Origin of the sequence: Luteipulveratus flavus (genome assembly GCF_029439465.1) — a bacterium.
Classification (GTDB): domain Bacteria; phylum Actinomycetota; class Actinomycetes; order Actinomycetales; family Dermatophilaceae; genus Luteipulveratus; species Luteipulveratus flavus.
In genome coordinates this window covers 72,895-97,257 of the sequence record NZ_JAROAV010000027.1, presented here as the reverse complement: position 1 = coordinate 97,257, position 24,363 = coordinate 72,895, and the positions used below count along the sequence as shown (strand labels likewise).

The following is a 24,363-nucleotide window of genomic DNA, read 5'->3' as shown; positions in this document are numbered from 1 at the left end:
GTGCGCCACCACGAAGTAGGAGTCGGTGAGGTGGAAGTCCAGCGCCGGGCTGGCCAGGATCACGCCGGTCAGACCACCGAACAGGAAGGTGACCAGGAAGCCGATCGCCCACAGCATCGGGGTCTCGAACGTCAGCGAGCCCTGCCACATGGTGCCGACCCAGTTGAAGAACTTCAGACCGGTCGGCACCGCGATCAGCATCGTCATAACCGCGAAGAACGGCAGCAGCACCTGGCCCGTGGCGTACATGTGGTGCGCCCAGACGCTCACCGACAGTGCGGCGATCGCGATGACGGCGAACACCATCGACTTGTAGCCGAACAGCGGCTTGCGGGAGAAGACCGGGATGACCTCGGAGATGATGCCGAAGAACGGCAGCGCGATGATGTAGACCTCGGGGTGGCCGAAGAACCAGAACATGTGCTGCCACAGCATCGCTCCGCCGGTGGCGGCGTCGAAGACGTGCGCGTTCATCACGCGGTCGGCGCCCAGGCCGAACAGCGCGGCCGCCAGCACCGGGAACACGATCAGCGCCAGGAGCGCGGTGATCAGGATCGTCCAGGTGAACAGCGGCATCCGGAACATCGTCATGCCGGGGGCGCGCATGCAGATGATCGTGGTGATGAAGTTGACCGAGCCCAGGATCGTCCCGAAACCGGTCATCGCCAGGCCGAAGACCCACAGGTTGCCACCCAGGCCGGGACTGTAGGTCGTGTCCGACAGCGGCGAGTAGGCGAACCAGCCGAACGCGGCCGCACCCTGCGGGGTGAGGAAGCCGGCGCAGGCGATCAGGGCACCGAAGAGGTAGAGCCAGTACGCGAACATGTTCAGCCGCGGGAACGCCACGTCCGGCGCACCGATCTGCAGCGGCATCAACGCGTTGGCGAAGCCGGCGAACAGCGGTGTCGCGAAGAGCAGCAGCATGATCGTGCCGTGCATCGTGAACAGCTGGTTGAACTGCTCCTTGTTGTCCACGATCTGCAGACCGGGGTCGAACAGCTCGGCCCGGATCAGCAGCGCGAGCACGCCGCCGAGCAGGAAGAACGCGAAGGAGGTGATGAAGTAGAGGTTGCCGATGACCTTGTGATCAGTGGTGGTGACCCACTTGATCACGGTCTGCCCGGGAGTACGAACTCGCTGCGGGCGCGCCGGGAGGTCCTGGACCGACCCGGCCTGCGGCGTCACGGTGGTCGCCATTACTTCTTGCCCTCCTCGACGATGCTGGACTGGTCGAGAGCCGGCGGCAGGAACTGCTGCTCACCGGGGACCAGCTCGGAGCGGTTGAGGCTGTTGCTCAGGAAGCCCGACTGGCCGCGCGCCTTGAGCGCCGCGACGTGCTGGTCGTACTCGGCCTGCGGGACGACCTTGACCTGGAACAGCATCTCGCTGTGGTACGCGCCGCACAGCTCGGCGCACTTGCCGGTGAAGGTGCCCGTCTCGGTCGGCGTCACCTGGAACTTGTTGACTCGCCCCGGCATCATGTCCATCTTCTGCAGGAACTGCGGGACCCAGAACGAGTGGATGACGTCGCGCGCGGTCAGGACGAACTCGGTCCGCTTGTCGACCGGCAGGTACAGCGTCGGCAGGGTCGCCGGGACGCCCTTCTTGCCGTTCAGATGCGCCTGCACGCCGGAGTCGTACACGCCGGCCTCGACGTAGTTGAAGTCCCAGCTCCACTGCTTGCCGACGACGTTGATCGTCACGTCCGGCTTCTTGGAGGTGTCCAGGACCGTGTTGTCCAGCTCCACGGTCTTGCCGAACAGCACGGCGACCATCAGGACGGGCACGACGGTGTAGAGGATCTCGATCGGCACGTTGTACTGCATCTGTGCCGGCAGGCCGGTGTCGGTCTTGCGCCGGCGGTACCGGACGACGCACCACAGCGTCAGGCCCCACACCAGGACACCCACGCCGAGCGCCCACAGCCAGGTGGTGTTCCAGAACGTGGTGAACTCCTCCGAGGTGGAGGTCACGCCCTTGGGCAGGAACCCCCTCTCGACCAGATCACTGCATCCCGTCAGGGACGTCATCAGCAGTCCAGCAACACCAGCCACTGCCAACCGCCGCAGGCGCGACGGGGCGGATGGTTCTTGGGGGCGGCTCACGTGGCCTACCTTCCGCGATTCCATGGGGGACACAAGGGAACCCTACCGGAGGTAGTAGACGTTCTGAATGCCGGCCCGGGCTAGGTGCCGAACCCCTCGGGCGGCGGGATCCGCAACGCCGCGCCGAGGGCCTTGCGGTACGTCTCACGGCTCATCTCACGCACGCCCAGCGTGGCCAGGTGGGGTGTGCGCCACTGCACGTCGATGATCCGTTCGGGGGCGCCGTCGGCGTACACGATGTGGTGCAACGCGTGGACGGCGACCTTCGAGGCGTCCGTGCTGCGGTGGAACATCGACTCGCCCGCGAACAGGCCGCCGACGGCGACTCCGTACAGGCCGCCGACCAGGTCCTCCCCCGCCCAGACCTCCACGGAGTGGGCCCAGCCCAGCTCGTGCAGCCGGCCGTAGGCCGCCCGGATGTCTCGGGTGATCCACCGGCCGCTGCGGGAGGGGTCTGCGCACGCGGCGACCACGTCCTCGAACCGGGTGTCGACCGTGACCTCGAACCGTCGGACCGACCGGCGCATCGACCGGCTGACGTGCAGGTCGTCGCGCAGCAGCACGCCCCGGCGGACCGGGCTCCACCAGCCGATCGGAGGACGCCCGTGAGCGCCGAGACCCATCGGGAAGAGCCCGAGACGGTACGCGGACAGCACCGTCCCGGGCTCGAGGTCGGCCCCGACCGCGATCAGGTCGTCGGGCACGTCCATCCGCGCCGACCCGAGGTCCCAGGTGGTGGGCGGCGGCTCGACGGGCATCGGCGGTGGGTCAGCGCCGGAGGCAGGCCAGGTGCGGCTCGATCGCGGCCCCCGCCTCGGGGCCGTACGCCTCGCCGATGCGCTGCAGGAACTCGCTCTGGTGCAGTACGTACTCCTGGGTCCCGATCGTCTCGATGACGTACGTGGCGAGCATCGAGCCGACCTCGGCGCAGCGCCGCAGGTCCAGGTCCCAGGACAGCCCGGCGAGGAAGCCGGCACGGAACGCGTCGCCCACCCCGGTGGGGTCGGCGCGCTTGACCTCGCCCGCGACCGGCACGTGGATCTCCGGCTCGCCCTTGCGCAGGATGACCGCGCCGTCCTTGCCCTGGGTGATGACCCGGGTGCCGACGCGGTCCAGGATCTCCTCACCCGACCAGCCGGTCTTCTGCTCGGTCAGGTGGGCCTCGTACTCGTTGGTGAACAGGTACTGGGCGCCGTCGATGAGCCGCTGGATGAACGGGCCGTCGCTGAACGCCAGCTGCTGGGACGGGTCGGCGATGAACGGGATGCCACGGGTACGGCACTCCTGGGTGTGGCGGCGCATGCCCTCGGGGTCGTTCGCGCCGATCAGCACCAGGTCCAGGCCACCCACGCGGGCCGCCACCGGCGCCAGCTCGATGTCGCGGGCCTCGCTCATGGCACCGGCGTAGAAGGTCGCGATCTGGGCCATGTCCTCGTCGGTCGTGCAGACGAAGCGCGCCGTGTGCTTGGTGCCCGAGACGTGCACGGAGTCGCAGTCGACGCCGTGCCGCTCCAGCCAGGACCGGTAGTCGACGAAGTCCTCGCCCACCGCGCCGACGAGCACGGGCCGCAGCCCGAGGTTGGCCATGCCGAACGCGATGTTGGCGGCCACTCCCCCGCGCCGGATCTGCAGGTCGTCCGCGAGAAAGGACAACGAGATCTTGTCGAGCTGCTCGACGACCAGGGAGTCGGCGAAGCGACCCTGAAAGGTCATCAGATGGTCGGTCGCGATGGATCCGGTGATGGCGATGTTCACGACGGCGACCCTACCGGCCGACACCGCCGCACACGGTGGACCGCCGCACGGACTTGGTACTCGACATCACCTAGTACTGGGCCATATGGTGACGCTTGTGCCTCCCGCCGACCCCCAGATGCTCAAGGGCGTCCTGTCGCTGCTCCTGCTCCGGCTCCTCGCCGAACGGGAGGACTACGGCTACGCGCTGGTCGTCCGGCTGCGCGAGGCGGGGTTCGAGGACCTGTCCGAGGGCACCGTCTACCCCGCGCTGACCCGCCTGGAGGCGGCAGGGGACCTGCGTTCGCGGCTGCTGCGTTCCTCCAGCGGCCCGGCCCGCAAGTACTACGCCGTCACGCCTCGCGGTCAGGAGGGGCTGCGCGCCCGCCTGACCGCCTGGGAGCAGCTCACCGCCGCGGTGGCTGCCACGCTCCGCTCCACCGATCCCGACCACGAGGTGCTCCGATGATCGACCGACTCCGCCGACGGCGTTACCTGCTCGCGTACGAGCTCTGGCTGGACCTGTACGGCACCCGGCGTGGACAGCGCCGCGAGCTCACCCGCGCCCTGCGTGCGAACCTGGACGACGCCGCGGCCCGGGAGGGGACCGCGGCCGCCCTGCGAGGTCTCGGCCCCGCACGCAGGCTGGCCTCCGACGAGGCTGCCGCCCTGCGGGACCGGAGGCGCCCGGCGTGGGCGGTGGGGTCCGCAGCCGCCGGGATGACGGCGATCGCGCTGCTGCTCGTCGGTCTCCTCAGCACGGTGGCGTTCATCGACGGCGTGAACGCCCGGAGCGGAGGCGGGAGCGCGTCGGGCGGCCTCACCCTGCTGCCGTTCAGTGAGGTCAGCGTCGATCGTGCGAACGGTGGCCTCGCGGTGGGCCTGAGCGGTCAGCCACTGCCCTACCTCGCGCTGCTGCTGGTCGTCTTCCTGGTGGCCTCCCGCTCCTGGCGGGTGCTACGAGCAGCACGAAGCCGGCCCACTGAGGATCGGTGAGCCGGCTTCTCCCGGCGATGGTGCCGGAGGTGGATCAGCTGAAGCTGTCGCCGCAGGCGCAGCTGCTGCCGGCGTTCGGGTTGTCGATCGTGAAGCCCTGCTTCTCGATGGTGTCCGCGAAGTCGATGGTCGCACCCTCGAGGTAGGGGGAGCTCATCCGGTCGACGACGACCTCGACGCCGCCGAAGTCACGCACCAGGTCGCCGTCGAGCGTGCGCTCGTCGAAGTAGAGCTGGTAGATCAGACCGGAGCAGCCGCCGGGCTGCACACCGACACGCAGGCGGAGGTCGTCGCGACCCTCCTGCTCGAGCAGGCTCTTGACCTTGGTGGCGGCGACCTCGGTCAGCTCGACGCCATGGGTCTTCTCCGTGGTGTGCGCGGTCGTGGTCTCGACGCTCATCGTGCCTGCCCTTCGTAGTGCATCGTGGCCGGGAGTCTCCCGTCGCAAGGAGGTAACCCGGCGGGTCCGGGACATGTTCCCGATGCACTCAATGTACGTCGTCGGACCCGGTGGGCGTCCAGGTGCCCGCGACACGACGCACCAAGGCGCGCAGGGCGTCCTCCAGGTCCCCGCCCTCGGGCACGTCCCGCGCGAGCCGTCCGGTGGGGATCAGGCTGTACGTGCCCGCGACGCCCAGCGACATGGACTCGCGGCGCCCCACGTGCTGCTCCCGGCAGAGCACGACCACGGGGCGCGCCGCGACCTCGGCCGACGAGGAGACGCGGGAGAGGACGCTGTGCTCCAGGCTGCGCCAGTCGTAGGTCGTCTCCCCCGTGACGACGAGGTCTGCGTCCGCGACAGCGTGGTCCAGGCCGACGGCCTCCGCGGTGACGTCGGCGCCGGACCGCAGCTGCGCCCCGAGGACGGCCAGCGCGTACCCGAGGCCGCCGCCCGCGCCCGCGCCGGCCCGGCGGTGGACACGCACGGGCAGACCGGACACCAGGTCGCGCCGAGGCGGGACCGCCTTCTCCACCTGGTCGACCAGCTCGCCCATGCGGCGCTCGTGCCGGTCCGCCTCCGCGCGGTCCAGCCCGCTGCGCTCGATCGCCGCGTACGTCGGACCGTGCATGCCGAGCAGCGGCGCGTCGTCCTCCACCGCACCGACGATCCGTACCCCGCCCCACTCCTCGACCAGGGCGGCCGTCCGGTCCGGCGCCCGCCACCAGTCACCGGACCGTTCGTCCCCGGCGAGGGCGCGCAGCATCCCGGCGCCGCCGTCCAGGGTGCCCATGTAGCCGACGCCCACGACGATGCGCTCGGCACCGGTCTCGCGTGCGGCGATCAGCAGGCGACCGACCGCGTACGTGCTGTCCTCGGCCCCGAGGTTCAGGGCCGCGGGCTCGACGTACGCCGTCGGCCCGTTCGCGCCGTCCTGGAGCAGCACGGTGGCCGGCCGGGAGGGCCCGGACGGGTCGTCCACCACCACCGGCGTGAGCACCCCACCCGCGCCGGCTCGCAGCGCGTCGAGGAAGCCGTTGCCACCGTCGGACATCGGCCGTCCGACGACTCGGACACCGGGCGACCGCGCCGTCCACGTCTGCGACACCAGCTCGGCCACCCGCACCGGAGGCAGGTGTCCGATGCCGGCCGGCGCCACCAGCACCGTCACCATGCGCAGGCCTGCGCCCTCATGTCAGACGCCCCAGCATCATCAGCGCACCAACGACCAGGCAGCCGACGGTCACGGCGAAGAACACCGTCACCCACCCCAGCCCGGGCAGCACGGTGAGACGGCCGAGCTGATCGGCGTCCGACTCGTACCCGCGGCCGCGCCGCCGTGACCGCTGGAGGTCGACGACGGCCCAGGGCGAGGCGAGCAGCAGGAACCACATGAGCAGGTACGCGAACGCCGTCTGCCCCTGGCCCGGCATCCACCAGGTCACGCCGAAGAGCACCGCACCGGCGACGAGCATCACGCCGAGCCCGAACCAGTTGCGGATCTGCAGGAGCAGCAGCGCGAGCACGATCAGCAGCAGCCACAGCAGCGCCACCGAGTACCCGCGCCCGAGGACGACCGCGCCGAGCAGCCCCAGGAGGGCAGGGCCGATGTAGCCGGCGGCGAGCGTGGCGACCAGCCCTCGTCCGCGCGCGAGACCCCGGGTGACCGTCAGCCCCGAGGTGTCGCGGTGCAGCCGTACGCCGTGCAGGGACCGGCCGCACAGCAGGGCGACGAACGCGTGGGCGCCCTCGTGGGCGATCGTGACGACCTGCCGGGTGACCCGCCACGCCGGCGGCCAGAGGATGAGGCCGATCGCGATGACGCCCATGAGCTCGATCACCCCGCGGGCCGGCAGCGGCTGCACCGTCGTGATGCGGTCCCAGATCTCACCCATGGCGCCGGATCGTTGCACGCGTCCCTCCCGGCCTGGCATCCGGTCCCCGAGATCTCCCAGCGCGGCCGGCGTTCGTTCCCAGCATGTGTGCGCATGCTTGTCGCCGTGATCGATCTCGTCCTGCTCCTCGCAGCCACGCTCGCCGCCGTCGCCGGCTGGCGACGCGGGCTCGTGACGAGCGCTCTGTCGGCCGGTGGGTGGCTGCTGGGCCTGCTGCTCGGCCTCTGGGCGGTCCCCGCCCTGCTGGACCTGCTGGACCAGCGGCCCACGTCCGACCTGACCGCTGCGCTGGTCGTCACCGTCGGTGCCCTGATCCTGGCGACCGTCGGCGCAGGCGCCCTCGGTGCCCTCGGCCAGCGGGTCGTCGGCACCGTGAGCTGGCGTCCGGCCCGACTGCTGGACGCCGGGCTCGGCGCGACCGCGATGGTGCTCGCCGCCCTGATCGCCGGGTGGGCGCTGATCTCCACCGCTCGACCGCTGCTGTCCGCAGCGGCCGGCGACCAGATCGACCGCTCCCACGGTTGGCACCTGCTGGACCGGTCGGTGCCCGACGAGGCGCGCACTGCGCTGGGACGGCTGAACGACCAGCTCGAGAGCTCGCCGTTTCCGAAGGTGTTCCACACCCTGCCGGCCGCTCCCGCCGCACCGCCCGACGCGAGCGTCCTCGGCAGCCCCGCGATCGCCCAGGCGCAGGAGAGCGTCGTCAAGGTGCGCAGCACCTCCGACCGGTGCGGCGGCATCGCCTTCGGCAGCGGCTGGGTCGTGAGCGACGACCGGGTGGTCACCAACGCCCACGTCGTCGCCGGCGGTCAGCGCATCACGGTCCGTCCCGGCGGTGACGGGTCCCGCCTGGACGCGACCGTCGTCGCGTACGACCCGGACCTCGACCTGGCGATCCTGGCGGTGCCGGGCCTGACGGCGCAGCCCCTGCCGCGAGTGCCCGAGCTCGGGACGGGCGCGACCGGCGTCGCCGCAGGGTTCCCGAACGGCGGCGACTACCACCTCTCCCCCGCCGTGGTGCATGCGGACGCCGTCAGCAGCGGGCGCAACATCTACGACAGCAAGACGGTCAACCGCGACATCTACACGCTGAGCACGACGGTCGTTCCGGGCAACTCGGGCGGTCCGCTGCTCACCCGCGACGGCGGCGTGGCCGGCACGATCTTCGCGCGCGCCGACAACGACGGCTCGATCGGCTTCGCGCTCACCGACCGTGCCACCGACCGGCTGCTGGACCAGGCGCCCACGCTGCGCCGCGAGGTGCCCACCGGCGCCTGCCTGAGCCACGACGGCTGATCCGGGTGGCCAACGGGCCCGGCACAGTCGGGACCGCCGCTACGAGGACGGGGCGCGGCGGACCTCGGCGCGCCACAGCGGTGTGCCCGGCCGGTCAGGGCGCTCGCACTGGTCCAGTGCGGTGAGGACCAGGCCGGGCGCCGCGGCGAAGGCACGCATCTCCTCCTCCGACATCGGCCAGGGCGGCCCGTCGCCCGTGTCCTGCGGTGTCCGTACCACCTGGACGGCCAGCAGGGTGCCGCCCGGCGCGACGAGCCGGGACACCGCCGAGGTCATGGCCGTACGCATGGACACCGGGACGGCCTGCACGGTGTAGATCTCGACGACCAGGTCGAACCCCTCGCGCCAGTCGTCCGGCGGGTCGAGCAGATCGGCGGCGACGTACTCCACCGGGCTGCCCGGGTGCCGTCGCCGGGCCTCGGCGACCGCAGCCGGTGACAGGTCGAAGGCGACGACGTCGAACCCACGCTGCGCGAGGTGCTCGGCGTCGGCGCCGAGACCGCAGCCCACGACCGCAGCCCGGCCGGCGCCGGGACCCGAGGCAGCGAGCCAGTCCATCAGGACGGGGTGGGCGGAGTCACGGTCCCAGGGCATCGTGACCGTGCCGTCGCGGCCGGCCCGGTACAGACGCTCGAACCAGCTGTTCGGACGCCCCGCCGCGGTGGCCTCGGCCGCCCACTCGTCCGCCTGGGTCTGCCAGTCGCGCGGCGCGCTCATACGGCGCCGTGCCCGGCCGGCACCTGCTCGCCGTCGGCCACCGGGCCAGGTGGCGTCCCCTCGCCGAACGGCTTGCCGCCCAACGCTTCTCGGCCGTGCTCGGTGAGCCACCCCGACAGCTCCGGGCCCTTGGGCACCACGCCGGTGGGGTTCACGTCGCGGTGCACCTCGTAGTAGTGCGCCTTGATGTCGACGAAGTCGATGGTGTCGCCGAACCCGGGCGTCTGGAACAGGTCCCGTGCGTACGCCCACAGCACCGGCATCTCGGTCAGCGTGGTGCGGTTGCACTTGAAGTGGCCGTGGTAGACGGGGTCGAAGCGGGCGAGCGTGGTGAACAGCCGCACGTCGGCCTCGGTGATGGAGTCGCCCATCAGGAAGCGCCGGCTCTCCAACCGGTCGGACAGCCAGTCGATCGCGGTGAACAGGCGGTCGTACGCCTTGTCGTACGCCTCCTGCTCGCCGGCGAACCCGCACCGGTAGACGCCGTTGTTGACCTCGGTGTAGACGCGGCGCATCACCTCGTCCATCTCGGCCCGCAGCGGCTCGGGGTAGAGGTCCGGCGCGCCACCCCGGTGGAAGGCGGTCCACTCCGTCGACAGGTCCAGCGTGATCTGGGCGAAGTCGTTCGTCACGACCTCGCCCCTTGGCACGTCCACGATGGCCGGGACCGTGATCCCGCGCGGGTAGTCGGGGTAGCGCTTGAGGTAGGCGTCCTTGATCCGCGGGATCCCCAGCACCGGGTCGACGCCGCCGGGGTCGAGGTCGAACGTCCAGCTGTCCGCGTCGTGGGTCGGCCCGCAGACGCCCATCGACAGGACCGGCTCCAGCCCGAGGAGCCGCCGGACGATGATCGCGCGGTTGGCCCAGGGGCACGCTCGGGACACGACCAGCCGGTAGCGACCGGGCTCCACCGGCCAGCCGTCCGACCCGTCGGCCGTGATCCGGTCGGTGATGTAGGTGGTGTCGCGCTCGTAGGACTTCTCGACGTACGTGCCTTGCGCCATGGGACGACCGTACGCCGCGGGCGGGGTCCGGCGGCAGCCTCAGGAGGTCATCCGGCCGAGCCGCTCGAGCAGCACCGCCTCGGCCACGCACACCTTCTCGAACTCCCCGAGGTGCAGGCTCTCGTTGGCGCCGTGGGCGCGGGTGTCGGGGTCCTCGACGCCGGTGACCAGGATCGCCGCGTCGGGGAACTTCTCGGCGAACGCGGCGACGAACGGGATCGAGCCGCCGACGCCGATGTCGACCGGCTTCTCGCCCCAGGCGTCGGAGAACGCGGCGCGGGCCTCGTCGTACACCGGCCCGTCGGCGTCCGCGCTGAAGCCGGACCCCTCGTCGTCGAGGGTCAGCTCCACCCGGGCGCCCCAGGGGGTGTTCTTCTCCAGGTGCGTGCGGACCGCCTCGTACGCCTGTCGCGGGTCCTGGTCGGGCGCGAGGCGCACGGAGACCTTGGCCCGCGCACTCGGGACGAGCGTGTTGGACGAGGTGTCGACCGCCGGGGCGTCGATCCCGATCGTGGTGATCGACGGCCTGGTCCACAACCGCGCCAGGATCGAGCCGGAGCCGATCAGCTCCACCCCTTCGAGCAGGCCGCTCTCGGCCCGCAGCCGTGACTCGGGGTAGTCCAGCTCCGCGGCCTCGCCCCCGGCCAGGCCCTCGACCGCGACGTCGCCGGCGTCGTCGTGCAGGCTCGCCAGGAGCCGGACGAGCGCGGTGATCGCGTCCGGCACGGGTCCGCCGAACATGCCGGAGTGCACCGAGTGGTCCAGGGTCCGGACGGTGACGGCGACCCGGATCATGCCGCGCAGCGTGGTGGTCAGGGCGGGCGTGCCGACGTCCCAGTTGGTGGAGTCCGCCAGCACGATCGCGTCCGCGCGCAGCCGCTCGCCGTGCCGCTCCAGGATCGTGGCGAGCGAGTCGGAGCCGACCTCCTCCTCGCCCTCGACGAAGATCGTCACGCCGACCGGCGGCTCCTGGCCGTGCGCGCGCAGGGCGGCGACGTGCGCCATGACACCGGCCTTGTCGTCGGCGGCACCGCGGCCGTACAGCCGCCCGTCGCGCTCGGTCGGCTCGAAGGGCTTGGTGTCCCAGTCCTTGTCGTCACCGGGCGGCTGGACGTCGTGGTGCGCGTACAGGAGCACGGTCGGGGCGCCGTCGGGTGCCGGCCGGTGGCCGATCACCGCGGGAGCACCGCCCTCGCGGACGATCTCCACCTCCAGCCCCTCGGCGCGCAGCAGCGCCGCGACGGCCTCGGCGCTCTCGTCGACGTGCTTCTGGTCGAAAGAGTTCAGCGAGACGCTCGGGATCCGGGTCAGGTCCTCGAGGTCACGGCGGATCCCGGGCATCAGGTCTGCGACGGAGGAGCGCAGCGCGTCGAGTCGGTCGGCGGGAAGGTCTACAGGGCTCACCCGGCACACCGTAGCCAGGACCGGGCCGGAGGATGTCACCGATGTCGGCGGAACGGCTCGCGCGGATTAAGGTGTCTGCGTGTTTCGCCGCCAGAAGGACAAGAACGAGGCCCCGGTCGACCCCGAGCCCGACGTGACCGAGCGCCCGGGGGCCAAGAACAAGCCCACCCCGAAGCGGCGCGACCAGGAGGCCGCCCGGCGCAAGCCGCTGGTCCCCACCGACCGCAAGGCCGCCAAGCAGGCCTCCCGCGACTCCGCCCGTGCGCAGCGGATGCAGCGCCGGGACGCGATGAACCGAGGCGAGGAGTCGGCGCTGCCGGCCCGCGACCGCGGACCGGTGAAGCGGTTCATCCGCAACACCGTCGACGCGCGCTGGAACATCGGCGAGATCCTGCTGCCGCTGATGCTCATCGTGCTGGTGCTGATGTTCGCCGGGTCCGCTGTGCCGGCGATCCAGATGGTCGCCATCCTCGCGGTCTGGGCCATCGTGCTGGTCGGGATCGCGGACGCCTACCTGCTGTGGCGGCGGACGAAGAAGGCGATCGTGGCGAAGTTCGGCGAGGAGCCGCCGCGCGGCTCGGCGTCCTACACGATCATGCGGTCGTTCCAGATGCGCATGTCGCGGATGCCCAAGCCGCAGGTCGCCCGCGGCGACAAGTCCTGGAAGTAGCCGGCTCAGGACCCGTCGGACAGGCTCATCGGGCCGTACACCGGCGTGTCGCCCTCGTGCAGGGTCACCGCGCTCACGCCGTGCTCGGCGAGATCACGCCACTGCTCCCCCAGCCACGACTCGGCGTCGCTCTGCGTCGGGAACCCCGTCGCCACCAGGGAGTCCCCGGTGACCGGTGCTCCGGTCTCGTCCTCGTACGTCCAGCGCCACGATCCGGTCATGCCCTCAGCCTAGGCAGCAGCACATGACGCAAGCCGGTGGAGCCCCCGAGCGGCTCCACCGGCTTGCGTCGTGCCGTGCTCCTGACGACTACTTGACCTCGCTGCGACGCAGGCGCCACATGCCGGCGAGCAGCGGCAGGAGCACCCAGACCGCGCCCGCCACCGCGACCTTCGCCCACTGGTCGCCGTGGACGGTGCCGTCGTACACCGGCTGGAGCGCCTGGTTGATGTCGAGCCACTTCGAGGCGGTGTGCAGCCAGCTGACCGCGCTGCCGACCACGGTCCACAGCGTCGGGATGACCAGGTAGCTGACCACGGCCGCCGGGGTGTTCTGCAGGATCATGCCGAACGCCACGCCCTGCAGGACCACGAAGAGCTGGCCGATGAGGACGCCGAGCAGCGGCTTCCACTCCACCCAGGTCGGGTCACTCCCGCGGATCGCCTGGCACAGGAAGGTCGCGAGCGCCGCCAGCACGAGCGCCGCGACGACCGTCGCCAGTCCGAGGAGAACGGCCGAGACGAGCTTGGCCCAGCCGACCCGGGCCCGGTGCGGCTCCAGCGTGAACGTCACCAGACCGGTGCGCTGGGACCACTCGGACGTCACGGCCAGTACGCCGAGGATCGGGAGCAGGATGCTCTGCGGGATGACCGTCGCGGCGACGAAGTCCCCGAAGTTCTTGCCGTCGTCCGCCTGGCCCGAGAAGAGCATGATGGCGACGATCGCGGCGGTGACGACGCCGATCGCGGCCAGCAGCCACCGGCCGGCGCGGGTGTTCAGCTGCTTGCGCAGCTCCACGGCGGTCAGCCGGGTGAACGGGACCCTGGTGGGCTCGGGCAGGTTCAACCGCGACGGGAGCCGGACTCCGGTCCGACCGGGCGCTGTCTGCTCGACGGTGCTCATGCTGCGACCTCCTCGCGTGCGTCGTCCGCCGTGAGCTGGAGGAACATCTCCTCCAGCCCGGCCGACCCGGCTTCCTTCAGCTCCACCAGCACGACCCCGTGGGTCGCGGCGAGCGTGCCGATCTGCAGCGGCTCGGCCTGGACCAGCAGGCCCGACGGCGCGGCGGTCACCTGGAGCCCGGCCTCCTGCAGCCGACCCGCGAACGCGGCGTCGTCGGTCGTCCGGACGGTGGTGCCGGAGGACGCCATCAGCTCGGCCTTGCTGCCCTGGGCGACGATGCGCCCGCGCCCGATGACGACCAGCTCGTCGGCGACCACCTCGATCTCGTGCAGCAGGTGGGACGACAGCAGCACCGTGCCGCCCTCGTCGGCGTACCCGCGCAGCAGGCCGCGCATCCAGCGGATGCCCGCCGGGTCCAGGCCGTTGGCCGGCTCGTCCAGGATGAGCACCTGCGGGTCACCGAGCAGGGCGTGGGCGATGCCCAGGCGCTGGCGCATGCCGAGCGAGTAGTTGCCGATCCGGCGGCCCGACTCGGACTCCGTGAGGCCGACCAGGTCGAGCATCTCGTCGACGCGGCTGCGGTCCAGGCCCATGACCATGGCACCGAGGGTCAGCACCTCCCGGCCCGTGCGGCCCGTGTGCTGCGCCGAGGCATCCAGCAGGACGCCGACGTGCCGCCCGGGGTTAGGCAGCGCGGCGTAGGGCTTGCCGAGCACGGTCGTGGCGCCGGCCGTCGGCGGCGTGAGGCCGCACATCATCCGCATGCAGGTCGACTTGCCTGCTCCGTTGGGGCCGAGGAATCCGGTCACCGTGCCGGGACGCACCTCGAAGGTGACGTCGTCGACGGCGGTGTATCCCCCGTACCGCTTCGTCAGGTTCTCAGCTGTGATCATGGCTCCAGCCTCCCGGCGCGGCCGGGCTGCCCGCATCGGCCACGGGGCTGATGCGCGTACGACTTTGGTCGACGTCTCGCGGCCGGAGGTCCATCGTCGGCCGGACAGCGGTCGCGGCCGGCGCGATCGGCCGTAGCCTCGGCAACGTGTCCGCACCGACGACCAGCCGAGCCCGCCACCTGTGGGGTGAGACCTGGCGCATCCTCGCCGCCGCGGTGTCCGGCCTGCTCCTGCTCGCGGCCGCGCAGGCCGAGGACCGCACCCAGCACTACCAGCACGGCGACGTGTGGCCGTTCGTCGATCTCGCGCTGGGTGTCCTGAGCCTCGGTCTGCTGCTGTGGCGTCGGCGGTGGCCGGTGGCGATCACCGGGACTCTCGTGGCGGTCTCCGCGGTCGCGGTCTCGCCGGCGGGCGCGGCCGGCCTGGCCCTCATCTCGCTGTGCACGCACCGCCGGTGGCGGCAGATCGTCCCGATGACGGTCCTGTGGATCCTGTCCAGCCTGATCTTCGCGCTGCTGTTCCCCAGCCAGGACGCCCTCTCCGACCGGATCACCAACGTCGTCCTCACCCTGCTGGCCACCGCGGTCTGCGTCGCCACCGGACTGGCGATCGGGGCGCGCCGTGAGCTCCTCGCCAGCCTGCGCGCGCGTGCCGAGACCGCCGAGCGGGAGCAGGCACTCCTGGTCGCGCGGGCCAAGGTCGGCGAGCGAGCCCGGATCGCGCGCGAGATGCACGACGTGCTCGCGCACCGGATCTCGTTGGTGGCCGTGCACTCCGGGGCCCTGGCCTACCGCCAGGACCTCAGCGCGACCGAGGTACGTACCGCCGCGGGCGTCATCCAGGAGAACGCCCATCACGCACTCACCGAGCTGCGTGAGGTCCTCGGAGTCCTGCGCGGGAACGAGGCGCCGGGCGAGCCGGAGGCACCGCAGCCGGTGCTGTGCGACGTCGAGGCGCTGGTGGAGTCGGCGCGTCGCGGCGGTGCCCACATCGACCTGCGGGTCCACACGGACCCGTCCGGACTCCCCGAGCCGATCTCGCGGCACGCCTACCGGATCATCCAGGAGGGTCTCACCAATGCCGCCAAGCACGCCCCCGGCGCACCGGTGATCGTCGAGATCGCCGGCGAGCCCGGTGGCCGGCTGCTCCTGGAGGTCCGCAACCCGGAGCCGCCCCACCAGGAGGTCGAGCCGCTGCCGTCGTCCGGCCTCGGTCTGATCGGCCTCACCGAGCGCGCCGTGCTCTCCGGCGGTGAGCTGCGGTACGGCGTCGACCGGCGCCAGCACTTCGTCCTGTCGGCGTGGCTACCGTGGGCGACGTGACGACCGACGCGCCCGAGACGATCCGGGTCCTTCTGGTGGACGACGACGGCCTGGTGCGCGCCGGCCTGAAGATGATCCTCGGCGGGGCGAGCGATGTCGACGTCGTCGGCGAGGCCGGCCACGGCGAGGAGGCCATCGCCCTCACCGAGCGGCTGTCACCGGACGTCGTGCTCATGGACATCCGGATGCCGCGGCTGGACGGGATCGCCGCCACGGACCGACTCGTGTCGACCTACGGCGACCGCGTCCGCGTGATCGTCCTGACCACGTTCGACACCGACGACATGATCGTGCGCGCAGTGCAGGTCGGCGCCAGCGGCTTCCTGCTCAAGGACACGCCGCCGGAGAGGCTCGTCGCCGCGGTACGGACCGTCGCGGCGGGCGACCCGATCCTGTCCCCGCAGGTGACCGCCTCCCTGATGGCCCGCATCGGCTCGACCGGCGACGACGACCGGGTGCACCGCGCGCGGGCCCGCCTGGCGGTGCTCACCGAGCGCGAGCACGAGGTCGCCCTCGCCGTCGGCAAGGGATGGTCGAACGCGGAGATCAGCCGCGAGCTGTACATGAGCGTCCCGACCGTGAAGGCCCACGTCTCGCGGCTGCTGACCAAGCTGGACGCGGCCAACCGGGTGCAGATCGCCCTGCTGGTGCACGACGCCCGGCTCGCCTGACGTCGCTCGCGACCGGTGACGTACGGCGCCCGCCTCCCTAGGGTGGTCGCACGGCCGGCACTGGGCCGGCCCGGCAGGAGGGTTCCCGATGAGTGCAGTCGACGACATTCTCACGCAGATCCCAATCGACCAGCTGGCCGCGCAGGTGGGCGCCGACGAGGCGACGACCCGTGACGCCGCTGCGCAGGCGGTCCCGGCGCTGCTCAGCGGTATGCAGGCCAACGCCCAGGACCCGGGCGGAGCGGCCTCGCTCGACGAGGCGCTCGGCCAGCACCAGGGCGGCGTGCCGTCGCCGACCCAGGTGGACCCCGACGAGGGCCAGGCCATCGTCGGTCACGTCTTCGGCGACCACCAGGACGCGGTCGTGAGTCGGCTCGGCGGCCTGGGCGGGAGCGGCGGCGGCGACGCGCTGATGAAGAAGCTGCTGCCGATCCTCGCGCCGATCGTGCTGTCCTACCTGTCCAACAAGATCCTCAAGGGCGGCACCGGGGGCGGACTCAGCGGCGGCCAGACCCAGTCCCAGCCCGCTCCCACGCAGCAGACGTCGGACACCCAGGGCCAGCAGTCGTCGCGGGGCGGTGGTGGGCTCGCCGACGTCCTCGGCGGCCTGCTCGGCGGCGGCGGATCGGCCGGGTCCGGCGGGAGCGGCGGGATCGGCGACATCCTCGGCGGCCTGCTCGGCGGAGGTCGCAAAGTCTGAGCCCGGCCCGGACGGGCGCCCGCACCTCGCGGCGGGCACCCGTCGGGTCGGTCAGGCGCGGTCCGCGACCGCGCGCGCGACGGCCGGTGCGACCCGGGGGTCGAACACCGACGGCACGATCTCCTGCGCGGTGGGGTGCTCGACGAGCCTCGCGATCGCCGTCGCCGCCGCCATCTTCATGGTCTCGGTGATCGCCGCGGCACCGGAGTCCAGCGCGCCCCGGAACAGACCTGGGAAGGCGAGCACGTTGTTGATCTGGTTCGGGAAGTCCGAGCGCCCGGTCGCGACGACGGCGGCGTGCCGGGCCGCGACGTCCGGGTGGACCTCGGGGTCGGGGTTGGCCAGCGCGAGGACGATCGACTCCGGCGCCATCGTGGCGATGAGCTCCTCGGCGACCGTCCCGCCCGAGACGCCGACGAAGACGTCGGCACCCCGCAGGGCGTCCCCGATGCCACCGCGCAGCCCGCGCGGGTTGGTGGTCGCCGCGAGCCGGCGCTTGTGGTCGGCTAGCTGCTCCTGGCCGGGCTCGATGATGCCGCGGGAGTCGCACACGACGACGTCGTGAACACCGCTGCGGCGCAGCAGGGCGGCGATGGCGACCCCGGCCGCACCGGCACCGGAGATCACGACGCGCAGCCCCTCGAGCGCGCGGTCGACGACCTTCGCGGCGTTCATCAGGGCCGCCAGCACCACGATCGCGGTGCCGTGCTGGTCGTCGTGGAAGACCGGGATGTCGAGTCGTTGCTGCAGCCGGCGCTCGATCTCGAAGCAGCGCGGCGCCGAGATGTCCTCCAGGTTGATCCCGCCGTACGTCGGCGCGATCCGGGCGATGGCCTCGACCAGCTCGTCGACGTCGCCGGTCTCCAGGCACACCGGCACGCTGTCGACGCCGCCGAACTGCTTGAACAGGACGGCCTTGCCCTCCATGACCGGCAGCGCGGCCACCGGGCCGATGTTGCCGAGCCCGAGCACGGCGCTGCCGTCGGTGACGACGGCCACCGTGTTCTTGCGCGTGGTGTACCGGTGCGCGAGAGAGGGGTCCTGCGCGATCGCCCGGCACACGTCGGCGACACCCGGGGTGTAGAGGAGGGACAGGTCGTCGCGGTTGTTCAGCGGCTTGGTCGGGACGGACTCCAGCTTGCCGCCCTCGTGGGCGTGGAAGACGGGTCCGCTGGTGTCGGGGCCGGGCGAAGGGGCCAGTGCGGTCATCGGGAGATCACCTCGTGGAGCGGGCGGGATGGCGTCGGGCAGGACGCCGACGGTCGGTGCCGGATCGGCCGGGTGTGGCGCTCGGTCGTGGCGGGGTCATCCGCTGCTGCCGAAACCTTGGCACACCGACCGCAAGAACTCCACGACTTGCCGATGGGCGGACAGGATCGACCCGACGAATATCGCGTCATCCGTCAAATTCACGTCTTCTTCACGCCCGAGCCGTGTCTTTGACAACCTCGCGCCCGGGTGGGACTGTTCCTGCACCGAACACCTGTCGGACAGGGGAAGCCGGTGTGACTCCGGCGCTGTCGCGCAACCGTGTGCGTCCTCGGACGCGAGCCGGAGCACCTCCCGCCAGGCTCGGCTCATCGAAGATCCGTCGCGTAGTGCGGACGAGCCGGCCCCGAGACCCTGGTCTCCTGCCGTCCTCGATCCGGCAGGAGGCACCGCCATGAAGACCGCCCGATCCGGCCGCGTGATGCTGCTGGTCTCCCTCGTCGCCGCCCTGACCCTCAGCGGTCTGGCCGCAGCACCCTCGGCATCGGCCGCGACCTACCGCTTCTGGGGCTACTTCCAGCTCAAGGGCACGTCGTGGTCCTTCGCGCAGAAGGGGCCCGCCGACACCAAGCCCGCCGACGGCTCGGTCGAGGGCTGGCGCTGGGCGGTCGCGGGTGAGACCGACAGCCGGGCGCCGCGAGGGACCGTGACGTTCGAGAAGGCCTGCGCGGGGATCCCGGCCAAGCCCGGCACCAAGCGGGTCGCGGTCGTCCTCGACTACGGCCGCGCCGCCGACGCCGAGTCCGGCACCCCGCCGAAGCCCGCGGCCCGTTGCACCCAGGTCCCGGCTGCGGCCACCGGCGCGGACGTGCTGGCCGCGGTGTCCTCGGTCCGTACCGACAAGAGCCTCGTCTGCGGGGTCGACGGCTGGCCGGCCTCGGGCTGCGGCGGACCCGTCCAGAACGTCAGCGCGGCGGCGAAGGCCACTGACGACACTGTCGCCATCCCGGTGGCGGCGCAGGAGAAGTCCGACGACTCCGGCACCCGCACCACCGTGTTCGTGGTCGCCGGCATCGCGGTGCTGCTGCTGATCGGCGCCCTCGTGACCGTCGCGCGCCGCCGGCGTACGGGCACCGCCTGACCTGCTCCGCTCGTGAGCCCGGCAGACCGCCTCTCCCGACCCCGCCTGCTGCACCCGGTGGCGTGGTGGGCGTGGGGTCTGCTGCTCGCGGCGGCCGCGTCCCGCACCACCAACCCGGTCTACCTGCTGCTCCTGCTGGCCGTCGTCGGCTGGGTCGTGGTGCAGCGTCGCGAGACCGGGGCGAGCAGCACGATGGGCGTCTTCCTCGCCATCGCGCTGACCGCGGTCGCCATCCGGGTGGTCATGACGATCCTGCTCGGTAGCGCGATCGGCGGCCGCACCGTACTCGTCGACCTCCCCGAGGTGCCGCTCCCCGACTGGATGGCCGGCGTCCGCCTCGGCGGTCCGGTCCAGCTCGAGGCCCTGCTCGATGCGGTCTACCACGGGCTGCAGCTGGCCACGATCCTGGTCTGCGTGGGTGCGTGCAACGTCCTGGCCGATCCGCGGCGGCTGCTGCGGTACGTCCCCGCGACCCTGTACGACGTCGGGACCGCGGTCGTGGTCGCGCTCACCTACGTCCCGCAGCTGGCCGACGACGCCCGCCGGGTCCGTACGGCACGCCGGCTGCGCGGCCACGACGGCCGCGGCGTCCGGGAGGTGGCCCGGCTGGTCGTCCCGGTCCTGGAGAGCTCGCTGGACCGGTCGCTCGCGCTGGCCGCCTCCATGGAGTCGCGCGGCTACGGCCGGGTGACCCTCGCTCAGAAGGAGCACCGGCGGTCGGTCGCGCTGACGATGGTCGGCCTCGGGGGCGTACTGGTCGGGGTCTACGGCCTCCTGGACTCCAGCACGCCGGCCGCCCTGGGCCTGCCCGTGCTGGCCGTGGGCAGTGCCTGCGCCGTGGCGGCGCTGCTCACCGGGTCCCGCCGTGACCGCCGGACGCCCTACCGACGAGACCCGTGGCGCGCCCCCGAGACGCTGGTGATCGCGTCGTCCGCGGTCGCCGCGGTGGCGCTGAGCACGGCCGCCGCCCGGGACGCTGCCGGGATCGTCCCTCCGCAGGTCCCGGCCACCTGGCCGGTCGTGTCGCTCCCCCTCGCCGCTGCCCTGCTCGCCCCGCTGCTCGCCGGTGTCCTGTCCCCTCGACCGCCCCGGCGGGCCGCGCTCGAGGACCGCGCCAGGGAGGTGGCGCAGGCATGATCGAGCTCATCGACGTGCGCGTGACGTACGACCCCGACAGCGCCACCCGGCCTCACCTGCAGACCGGTCGCATCCGCGTCCCCGAGGGCGACCTGGTGCTCGTGGTCGGTCCGACCGGCAGCGGCAAGTCCACCCTGCTGCGCACCCTCAACGGCCTGGTCCCCCACTTCACGGGCGGACGCCTGGAGGGTCAGGTCCTCGTCGACGGGCGCGACACCCGCGAGCACCGACCGCGCGACCTGTCGCAGGTCGTCGGCATGGTCGGGCAGGACCCCGTCGCGGGCTTCGTCACCGAGACCGTCGAGGAGGAGATCGCGTACGGCCTGGAGACGCTCGGGCTGAGCCCGTCGGCGATGCGTCGCCGCGTCGAGGAGAGCCTGGACGTCCTGGGCGTCGCCGACCTGCGCGCACGACCGCTGCGCGAGCTCAGCGGTGGTCAGCAGCAGCGGGTCGCCGTCGCGTCCGTGCTGGCCGCCGGACCTCGGGTCCTCGTCCTGGACGAGCCCACCTCCTCGCTCGACCCGGTCTCGGCGGAGGACGTGCTCGCCGCCGTCCACCGGCTGGTCCACGACCTCGGCGTGACCGTCGTGCTCGCCGAGCACCGGCTCGAGCGGGTGGTGCACCACGCCGACAGCGTGCTGCTGGTCGAGAACGGCGTGGTCTCGCCGATGCTCACCCCGCAGGAGGCCATGACCCGCTCGACGATCGCGCCACCGGTCGTGCGACTCGGCCGGCGGCTGGGCTGGGACCCGCTTCCCCTGTCGATCCGCGACGCGCGGCGACGGGCGGCACGCGACCGCCTACCCGCGGTGCCGGCACCGCGGGTCGCCGACCGGCCGCTCGCGGAGGGCAGCGCCGCCGCGACGACCCGGCGGCTGCACCTGCGCCGCCGGGGTACGACGGTCCTCGGTGAGGTCGACCTGACCATCCGCACCGGGCGCGTCAGTGTGCTGATGGGCCGCAACGGCGCCGGCAAGTCGACGCTGCTCGGCTGCCTCGCCGGGCTGCTCACGCCGACCTCGGGCGCCGTCCGCGTGGACGACCTCGACCCCTCGCGCACCCCGCCGCGCCGGCTGGTGCACGCGGTGGGCCTGGTCCCCCAGGACGCCGCCTCCCTGCTCTACCACGACAGCGTCGCCCGCGAGTGCGCCGCCGCCGACGTCGACTTCGGTCGACCGGCCGGTACCTGCGCGTCACTGCTGCTTCGCATCGCGCCGCACCTCGACCCGGACGCCCATCCGCGCGACCTGTCCGAGGGTGGCCGGGTCCTGCTCGCGCTCGCGGTCGTGCTGACCGGCGAGCCGGCCCTGGTGCTGCTCGACGAGCCGACCCGCGGCCTGGACTACACCGCGAAGGAGCGGCTCGGTGGCGTCCTGCGCGAGCTCGCTGAGCACGGCCACGCCGTCCTGATGGCGACCCACGACGTGGAGATGGCGGCGGAGGCGGCCGACGACGTGCTGCTGCTCGCCGACGGCGAGATCATCGGGGACGGACCTGCGCGTGAGATCCTTTGCGACTCACCGGCATTCGCACCTCAGGTCGCGAAGGTGATGCACCCGGCGCACTACCTCACTGTGGACGAGGTGCCGCTCTCTGAGCCGGAGACCGCCGAGGCCCGACCGTGACGCCGACGCCCGAGATCGTCCGCTGGCGCCGGACGTCGACCATCGCCATGACCCTGGTCACCCTCGTCGGCGTGCTGTCGTTCACCTGGCCCTTCCTCGTCGACTCCCGGTCCGCGCTCACCGGCGACCACAGCACGCCCTGGCTGTTCCCGGTGCTGGTCGGGCTGCTCGGGTGCGTGCTCCTGGCCGAGCTGTCCCGGGGCGGGCTCGACGCGAAGGTCGTCGCGACGCTCGGCGTGCTCGCGGCGATGGGCGGCGCCCTGCGGGTGCTGTCGGCAGGGACCGCCGGGCTGGAGCCGATGTTCTTCCTCGTCGTCCTCGGCGGCCGCGTCCTCGGCCGCACCGCGGGGTTCCTGCTCGGTGCCCTCGCGATCGTCACCGGCGCCTTCCTGACCGGCGGCGTCGGACCCTGGACCCCGTTCCAGATGCTCGCCACGGGCTGGGTCGGCCTCGGGGCGGCGCTCCTCCCCCGGGTCGGCGAGCGTGCCGAGCGCTGGCTGCTCGCGGCGTACGGACTCCTCACCGGCCTGCTCTACGGCGCGGTGATGAACCTGTGGTTCTGGCCGTTCCTCGGCAGCTCCGCTCCGGCGGGCGCGGGCTTCGACGCGGGCGACCCGCTCGGCACCCAGCTCGCGCACTACGGCGTCTTCTACGGGCTGACCTCCCTCGGCTGGGACCTCCCGCGCGGCGTGCTCACCGCCGTCCTGGTGCTCGTCGCCGCGCGTCCGGTGCTGCTCGCGCTCCGGCGGGCGGTGCGGCGGGCTTCTTTCGGCACGGTCCCGGCTCCGGGCGACGTACCGCGCGGTCCGCGGCAGGACGCCGGCCGAGGGTTACAGTGACCGCAGCGCTCTCGGGGATGGTAGGAGGCACGATGACGACCACACTCATCCTCGGTGGGACACGCAGCGGCAAGAGCCGTCATGCCGAGAGCCTGCTGATCGACGAGCCCGCCGTCACCTACATCGCGACCGGGCCGCGCGCGGACTCCGACGACAGTGACTGGGCGGCGCGGGTGAAGCACCACCAGGACCGCCGCCCCGAGACCTGGACCACCGTCGAGAGCAGCGACGTCACCCACGCGATCCTCGCCGCGCGGACGCCCACCCTGGTGGACTGCATCGGCAACTGGGTCACCGCGCTCATCGACGAGGCCGAGGCGTGGGAGGACCGCGACAAGGCCCTCACCCTCGTGCAGGAGCGCTGCACCGAGCTGGTCGCCCTGTGGATCAACGCGCCGTACGACATCGTCGCCGTGACCAACGAGGTCGGCATGAGCGTGGTCCCGCAGACCTCATCCGGACGCCTCTTCGGTGATGCGCTCGGCCGGGTCAACGCCACGCTGAGCTCGGTGAGCGACCGCGTCCATCTCGTCGTCGCCGGCCGCGTGGTCGACCTCAGCGGCCTTCCCGTCGTGCCGGGTGCGCTTGCCTGACGCCGTTCGCCTCGCGGTCGGCACCCTGACCGCCGTGCGGGTTCCCGCGCCCCGCGCCGTGACCCGCTCCACCGCCTCCGGCGCGATGCTGCTCGCACCGTTCGCCGCGCTCGTCCTGCTGGTTCCCACTGCTGCCGTCGTGGCGACCGGTCGGGCGCTCGGCCTCGGAGCTCTCGTCCTGTCCGTGCTGGCCGTCGGCACGCTGGCCGTCGGTACCCGGGCGCTCCACCTGGACGGGCTGGCCGACACGGTCGACGGCCTCGCCGCCTCCTACGACCGCGACCGGGCGCTGGAGGTCATGCGCACCGGCGACGTGGGACCCGCGGGTGCGTCGGCGCTGCTGCTCGTGCTGGCGCTGCAGATCGCGTGCGCGGCGTCCGTGCTGGACGCTCGCGGCGGTCCGACGCTGGCGGCCGTCGCGCTGGTGGGCAGCAGGCTGGCCCTGACGTGGGCCTGCGTCCGCGGCCTCCCGGCAGCGCGACCCGGTGGCCTCGGCGCGCTGGTGGCCGGCACCGTCCCGCCGGTCAGGGCAGCGGCCGCGACGGTCGTCGTCGGATGCGCCGCCGCGCTCGCCACCGGGCTGACCGGAGCCGGGTGGTGGGCCGGTCCGGTCGTGGTCGCCGTCGGCCCGCTGGCCGCCGTGCCCGTCCTGCTCCGGTGCCGCCGACGTCTGGGAGGCATCACGGGCGACGTGCTCGGCGCGGTCGTCGAGATCGCCCTCGCCGGGGGGCTGCTGGTCGCCACCGCCCTGATCTGACCCGGGCTCGACGCCGCTTTCTCGGTCAGCCGACTCTCTCCGGTGCAGACGTCCCTGCACGTGCGGGGACGTCTGCACCGGAGAGGGTCGTTCA

General features: G+C 72.4%; 27 protein-coding genes and 1 riboswitch. Of the genes, 13 read left to right on the top strand and 14 right to left on the bottom strand.

What is annotated here, in order from left to right; translation table 11 throughout:
* From P4R38_RS08690 to P4R38_RS08675, 4 genes are all read right to left on the bottom strand, one after another.
* Window positions 1-1,197, bottom strand: a 1,197-nt coding sequence (locus P4R38_RS08690; protein ID WP_277191854.1) for a cytochrome c oxidase subunit I, incomplete at its 3' end; no start/stop codon positions are given.
* Window positions 1,197-2,129, bottom strand: a complete 933-nt coding sequence (ctaC, locus tag P4R38_RS08685) for an aa3-type cytochrome oxidase subunit II (protein WP_457609442.1) — start codon at window positions 2,127-2,129, stop codon at window positions 1,197-1,199. The genes ctaC and P4R38_RS08690, both read right to left, overlap by 1 nt.
* A gap of 56 nt (window positions 2,130-2,185) precedes the next feature.
* Complete coding sequence (aat, locus tag P4R38_RS08680) at window positions 2,186-2,863, bottom strand: leucyl/phenylalanyl-tRNA--protein transferase (protein ID WP_275238964.1); 678 nt, start codon at window positions 2,861-2,863, stop codon at window positions 2,186-2,188.
* A gap of 10 nt (window positions 2,864-2,873) precedes the next feature.
* Complete coding sequence (locus P4R38_RS08675) at window positions 2,874-3,860, bottom strand: carbohydrate kinase family protein (protein WP_275238965.1); 987 nt, start codon at window positions 3,858-3,860, stop codon at window positions 2,874-2,876.
* Between the two features lie 97 nt (window positions 3,861-3,957).
* On the opposite strand from P4R38_RS08675, the gene P4R38_RS08670 reads away from it, so the two are divergent.
* A complete protein-coding gene (locus P4R38_RS08670; RefSeq protein ID WP_275238966.1) occupies window positions 3,958-4,308 on the top strand; it encodes a PadR family transcriptional regulator in 351 nt (116 codons plus the stop codon).
* On the top strand, window positions 4,305-4,835 hold the full coding sequence (locus tag P4R38_RS08665) for a hypothetical protein (protein WP_275238967.1): 531 nt from the start codon (window positions 4,305-4,307) through the stop codon (window positions 4,833-4,835). Before P4R38_RS08670 ends, P4R38_RS08665 begins: the two co-directional genes overlap by 4 nt.
* Window positions 4,836-4,869: 34 nt before the next feature.
* Here P4R38_RS08665 and erpA read toward each other — a convergent pair whose 3' ends face one another.
* The 3 genes from erpA to P4R38_RS08650 form a co-directional block, all read right to left on the bottom strand.
* Window positions 4,870-5,235: an iron-sulfur cluster insertion protein ErpA gene (erpA, locus tag P4R38_RS08660; RefSeq protein WP_275238968.1), complete on the bottom strand. Its 366-nt coding sequence runs from the start codon at window positions 5,233-5,235 to the stop codon at window positions 4,870-4,872.
* 88 nt (window positions 5,236-5,323) lie between these two features.
* Window positions 5,324-6,448 (bottom strand): glycerate kinase, encoded by a 1,125-nt coding sequence (locus tag P4R38_RS08655; RefSeq protein ID WP_275238969.1) that lies wholly within the window; start codon window positions 6,446-6,448, stop codon window positions 5,324-5,326.
* 16 nt (window positions 6,449-6,464) lie between these two features.
* Window positions 6,465-7,169, bottom strand: coding sequence for a M50 family metallopeptidase (locus P4R38_RS08650; RefSeq protein ID WP_275238970.1), 705 nt, complete (start codon window positions 7,167-7,169; stop codon window positions 6,465-6,467).
* Between the two features lie 93 nt (window positions 7,170-7,262).
* Between P4R38_RS08650 and P4R38_RS08645 the strand changes: the two genes are divergently transcribed.
* Entirely contained in the window at window positions 7,263-8,465 is a 1,203-nt protein-coding gene (locus tag P4R38_RS08645) for a MarP family serine protease (protein WP_277191853.1), read from the top strand.
* 39 nt (window positions 8,466-8,504) lie between these two features.
* Here the strand turns inward: P4R38_RS08645 and P4R38_RS08640 are convergent, their stop codons facing one another.
* The 3 genes from P4R38_RS08640 to P4R38_RS08630 are packed head-to-tail and all read right to left on the bottom strand — an operon-like array spanning window position 8,505 to window position 11,590.
* A complete protein-coding gene (locus P4R38_RS08640) occupies window positions 8,505-9,182 on the bottom strand; it encodes a class I SAM-dependent methyltransferase (RefSeq protein WP_275238972.1) in 678 nt (225 codons plus the stop codon).
* Window positions 9,179-10,186: a glutathione S-transferase family protein gene (locus P4R38_RS08635; protein WP_275238973.1), complete on the bottom strand. Its 1,008-nt coding sequence runs from the start codon at window positions 10,184-10,186 to the stop codon at window positions 9,179-9,181. Before P4R38_RS08635 ends, P4R38_RS08640 begins: the two co-directional genes overlap by 4 nt.
* Before the next feature lie 39 nt (window positions 10,187-10,225).
* Entirely contained in the window at window positions 10,226-11,590 is a 1,365-nt protein-coding gene (locus tag P4R38_RS08630) for a dipeptidase (protein WP_275238974.1), read from the bottom strand.
* Window positions 11,591-11,669: 79 nt separating this feature from the next.
* Here P4R38_RS08630 and P4R38_RS08625 point away from each other — a divergent pair, with 79 nt between their 5' ends.
* Entirely contained in the window at window positions 11,670-12,260 is a 591-nt protein-coding gene (locus P4R38_RS08625) for a DUF3043 domain-containing protein (RefSeq protein WP_275238975.1), read from the top strand.
* Window positions 12,261-12,265: 5 nt separating this feature from the next.
* Here P4R38_RS08625 and P4R38_RS08620 read toward each other — a convergent pair whose 3' ends face one another.
* From P4R38_RS08620 to P4R38_RS08610, 3 genes are all read right to left on the bottom strand, one after another.
* Window positions 12,266-12,481 carry a hypothetical protein gene (locus P4R38_RS08620; RefSeq protein WP_275238976.1) on the bottom strand — a complete coding sequence of 72 codons (216 nt, stop codon included), beginning with the start codon at window positions 12,479-12,481 and terminating at the stop codon, window positions 12,266-12,268.
* Between the two features lie 88 nt (window positions 12,482-12,569).
* Entirely contained in the window at window positions 12,570-13,382 is an 813-nt protein-coding gene (locus P4R38_RS08615) for an ABC transporter permease (RefSeq protein ID WP_275238977.1), read from the bottom strand.
* Complete coding sequence (locus tag P4R38_RS08610; RefSeq protein WP_275238978.1) at window positions 13,379-14,275, bottom strand: ABC transporter ATP-binding protein; 897 nt, start codon at window positions 14,273-14,275, stop codon at window positions 13,379-13,381. Before P4R38_RS08610 ends, P4R38_RS08615 begins: the two co-directional genes overlap by 4 nt.
* 146 nt (window positions 14,276-14,421) lie before the next feature.
* On the opposite strand from P4R38_RS08610, the gene P4R38_RS08605 reads away from it, so the two are divergent.
* The 3 genes from P4R38_RS08605 (at window position 14,422) to P4R38_RS08595 (ending at window position 16,968) form a co-directional block, all read left to right on the top strand.
* The gene (locus tag P4R38_RS08605) at window positions 14,422-15,597 is read left to right on the top strand and encodes a sensor histidine kinase (protein WP_275238979.1); all 1,176 of its coding nucleotides are present in this window, start codon (window positions 14,422-14,424) and stop codon (window positions 15,595-15,597) included.
* Entirely contained in the window at window positions 15,594-16,268 is a 675-nt protein-coding gene (locus tag P4R38_RS08600; protein WP_275238980.1) for a response regulator, read from the top strand. Before P4R38_RS08605 ends, P4R38_RS08600 begins: the two co-directional genes overlap by 4 nt.
* An 88-nt stretch (window positions 16,269-16,356) precedes the next feature.
* On the top strand, window positions 16,357-16,968 hold the full coding sequence (locus P4R38_RS08595; protein ID WP_275238981.1) for a DUF937 domain-containing protein: 612 nt from the start codon (window positions 16,357-16,359) through the stop codon (window positions 16,966-16,968).
* 51 nt (window positions 16,969-17,019) lie between these two features.
* Here P4R38_RS08595 and P4R38_RS08590 read toward each other — a convergent pair whose 3' ends face one another.
* Window positions 17,020-18,177 carry an NAD(P)-dependent malic enzyme gene (locus tag P4R38_RS08590; protein WP_275238982.1) on the bottom strand — a complete coding sequence of 386 codons (1,158 nt, stop codon included), beginning with the start codon at window positions 18,175-18,177 and terminating at the stop codon, window positions 17,020-17,022.
* Between the two features lie 233 nt (window positions 18,178-18,410).
* Window positions 18,411-18,549, top strand: a riboswitch (cobalamin riboswitch).
* An 82-nt stretch (window positions 18,550-18,631) separates the two neighbouring features.
* Here P4R38_RS08590 and P4R38_RS08585 point away from each other — a divergent pair.
* Genes P4R38_RS08585 through P4R38_RS08560 form a run of 6 tightly spaced genes read left to right on the top strand, consistent with a single transcriptional unit; the run spans window position 18,632 to window position 24,269 of the window.
* Window positions 18,632-19,318, top strand: a complete 687-nt coding sequence (locus tag P4R38_RS08585; protein WP_275238983.1) for an SCO2322 family protein — start codon at window positions 18,632-18,634, stop codon at window positions 19,316-19,318.
* Window positions 19,319-19,330: 12 nt separating this feature from the next.
* Entirely contained in the window at window positions 19,331-20,455 is a 1,125-nt protein-coding gene (locus P4R38_RS08580) for a CbiQ family ECF transporter T component (RefSeq protein ID WP_277191852.1), read from the top strand.
* Window positions 20,452-22,080 carry an ABC transporter ATP-binding protein gene (locus P4R38_RS08575; protein ID WP_277191851.1) on the top strand — a complete coding sequence of 543 codons (1,629 nt, stop codon included), beginning with the start codon at window positions 20,452-20,454 and terminating at the stop codon, window positions 22,078-22,080. The genes P4R38_RS08580 and P4R38_RS08575 overlap by 4 nt, the downstream gene beginning before the upstream one ends.
* Entirely contained in the window at window positions 22,077-22,919 is an 843-nt protein-coding gene (locus tag P4R38_RS08570) for an ECF transporter S component (RefSeq protein WP_277191850.1), read from the top strand. Before P4R38_RS08575 ends, P4R38_RS08570 begins: the two co-directional genes overlap by 4 nt.
* 32 nt (window positions 22,920-22,951) lie before the next feature.
* Window positions 22,952-23,512: a bifunctional adenosylcobinamide kinase/adenosylcobinamide-phosphate guanylyltransferase gene (locus P4R38_RS08565; protein WP_275238987.1), complete on the top strand. Its 561-nt coding sequence runs from the start codon at window positions 22,952-22,954 to the stop codon at window positions 23,510-23,512.
* Complete coding sequence (locus P4R38_RS08560) at window positions 23,499-24,269, top strand: adenosylcobinamide-GDP ribazoletransferase (RefSeq protein ID WP_277191849.1); 771 nt, start codon at window positions 23,499-23,501, stop codon at window positions 24,267-24,269. The genes P4R38_RS08565 and P4R38_RS08560 overlap by 14 nt, the downstream gene beginning before the upstream one ends.
* Window positions 24,270-24,363: the final 94 nt, after the last annotated feature.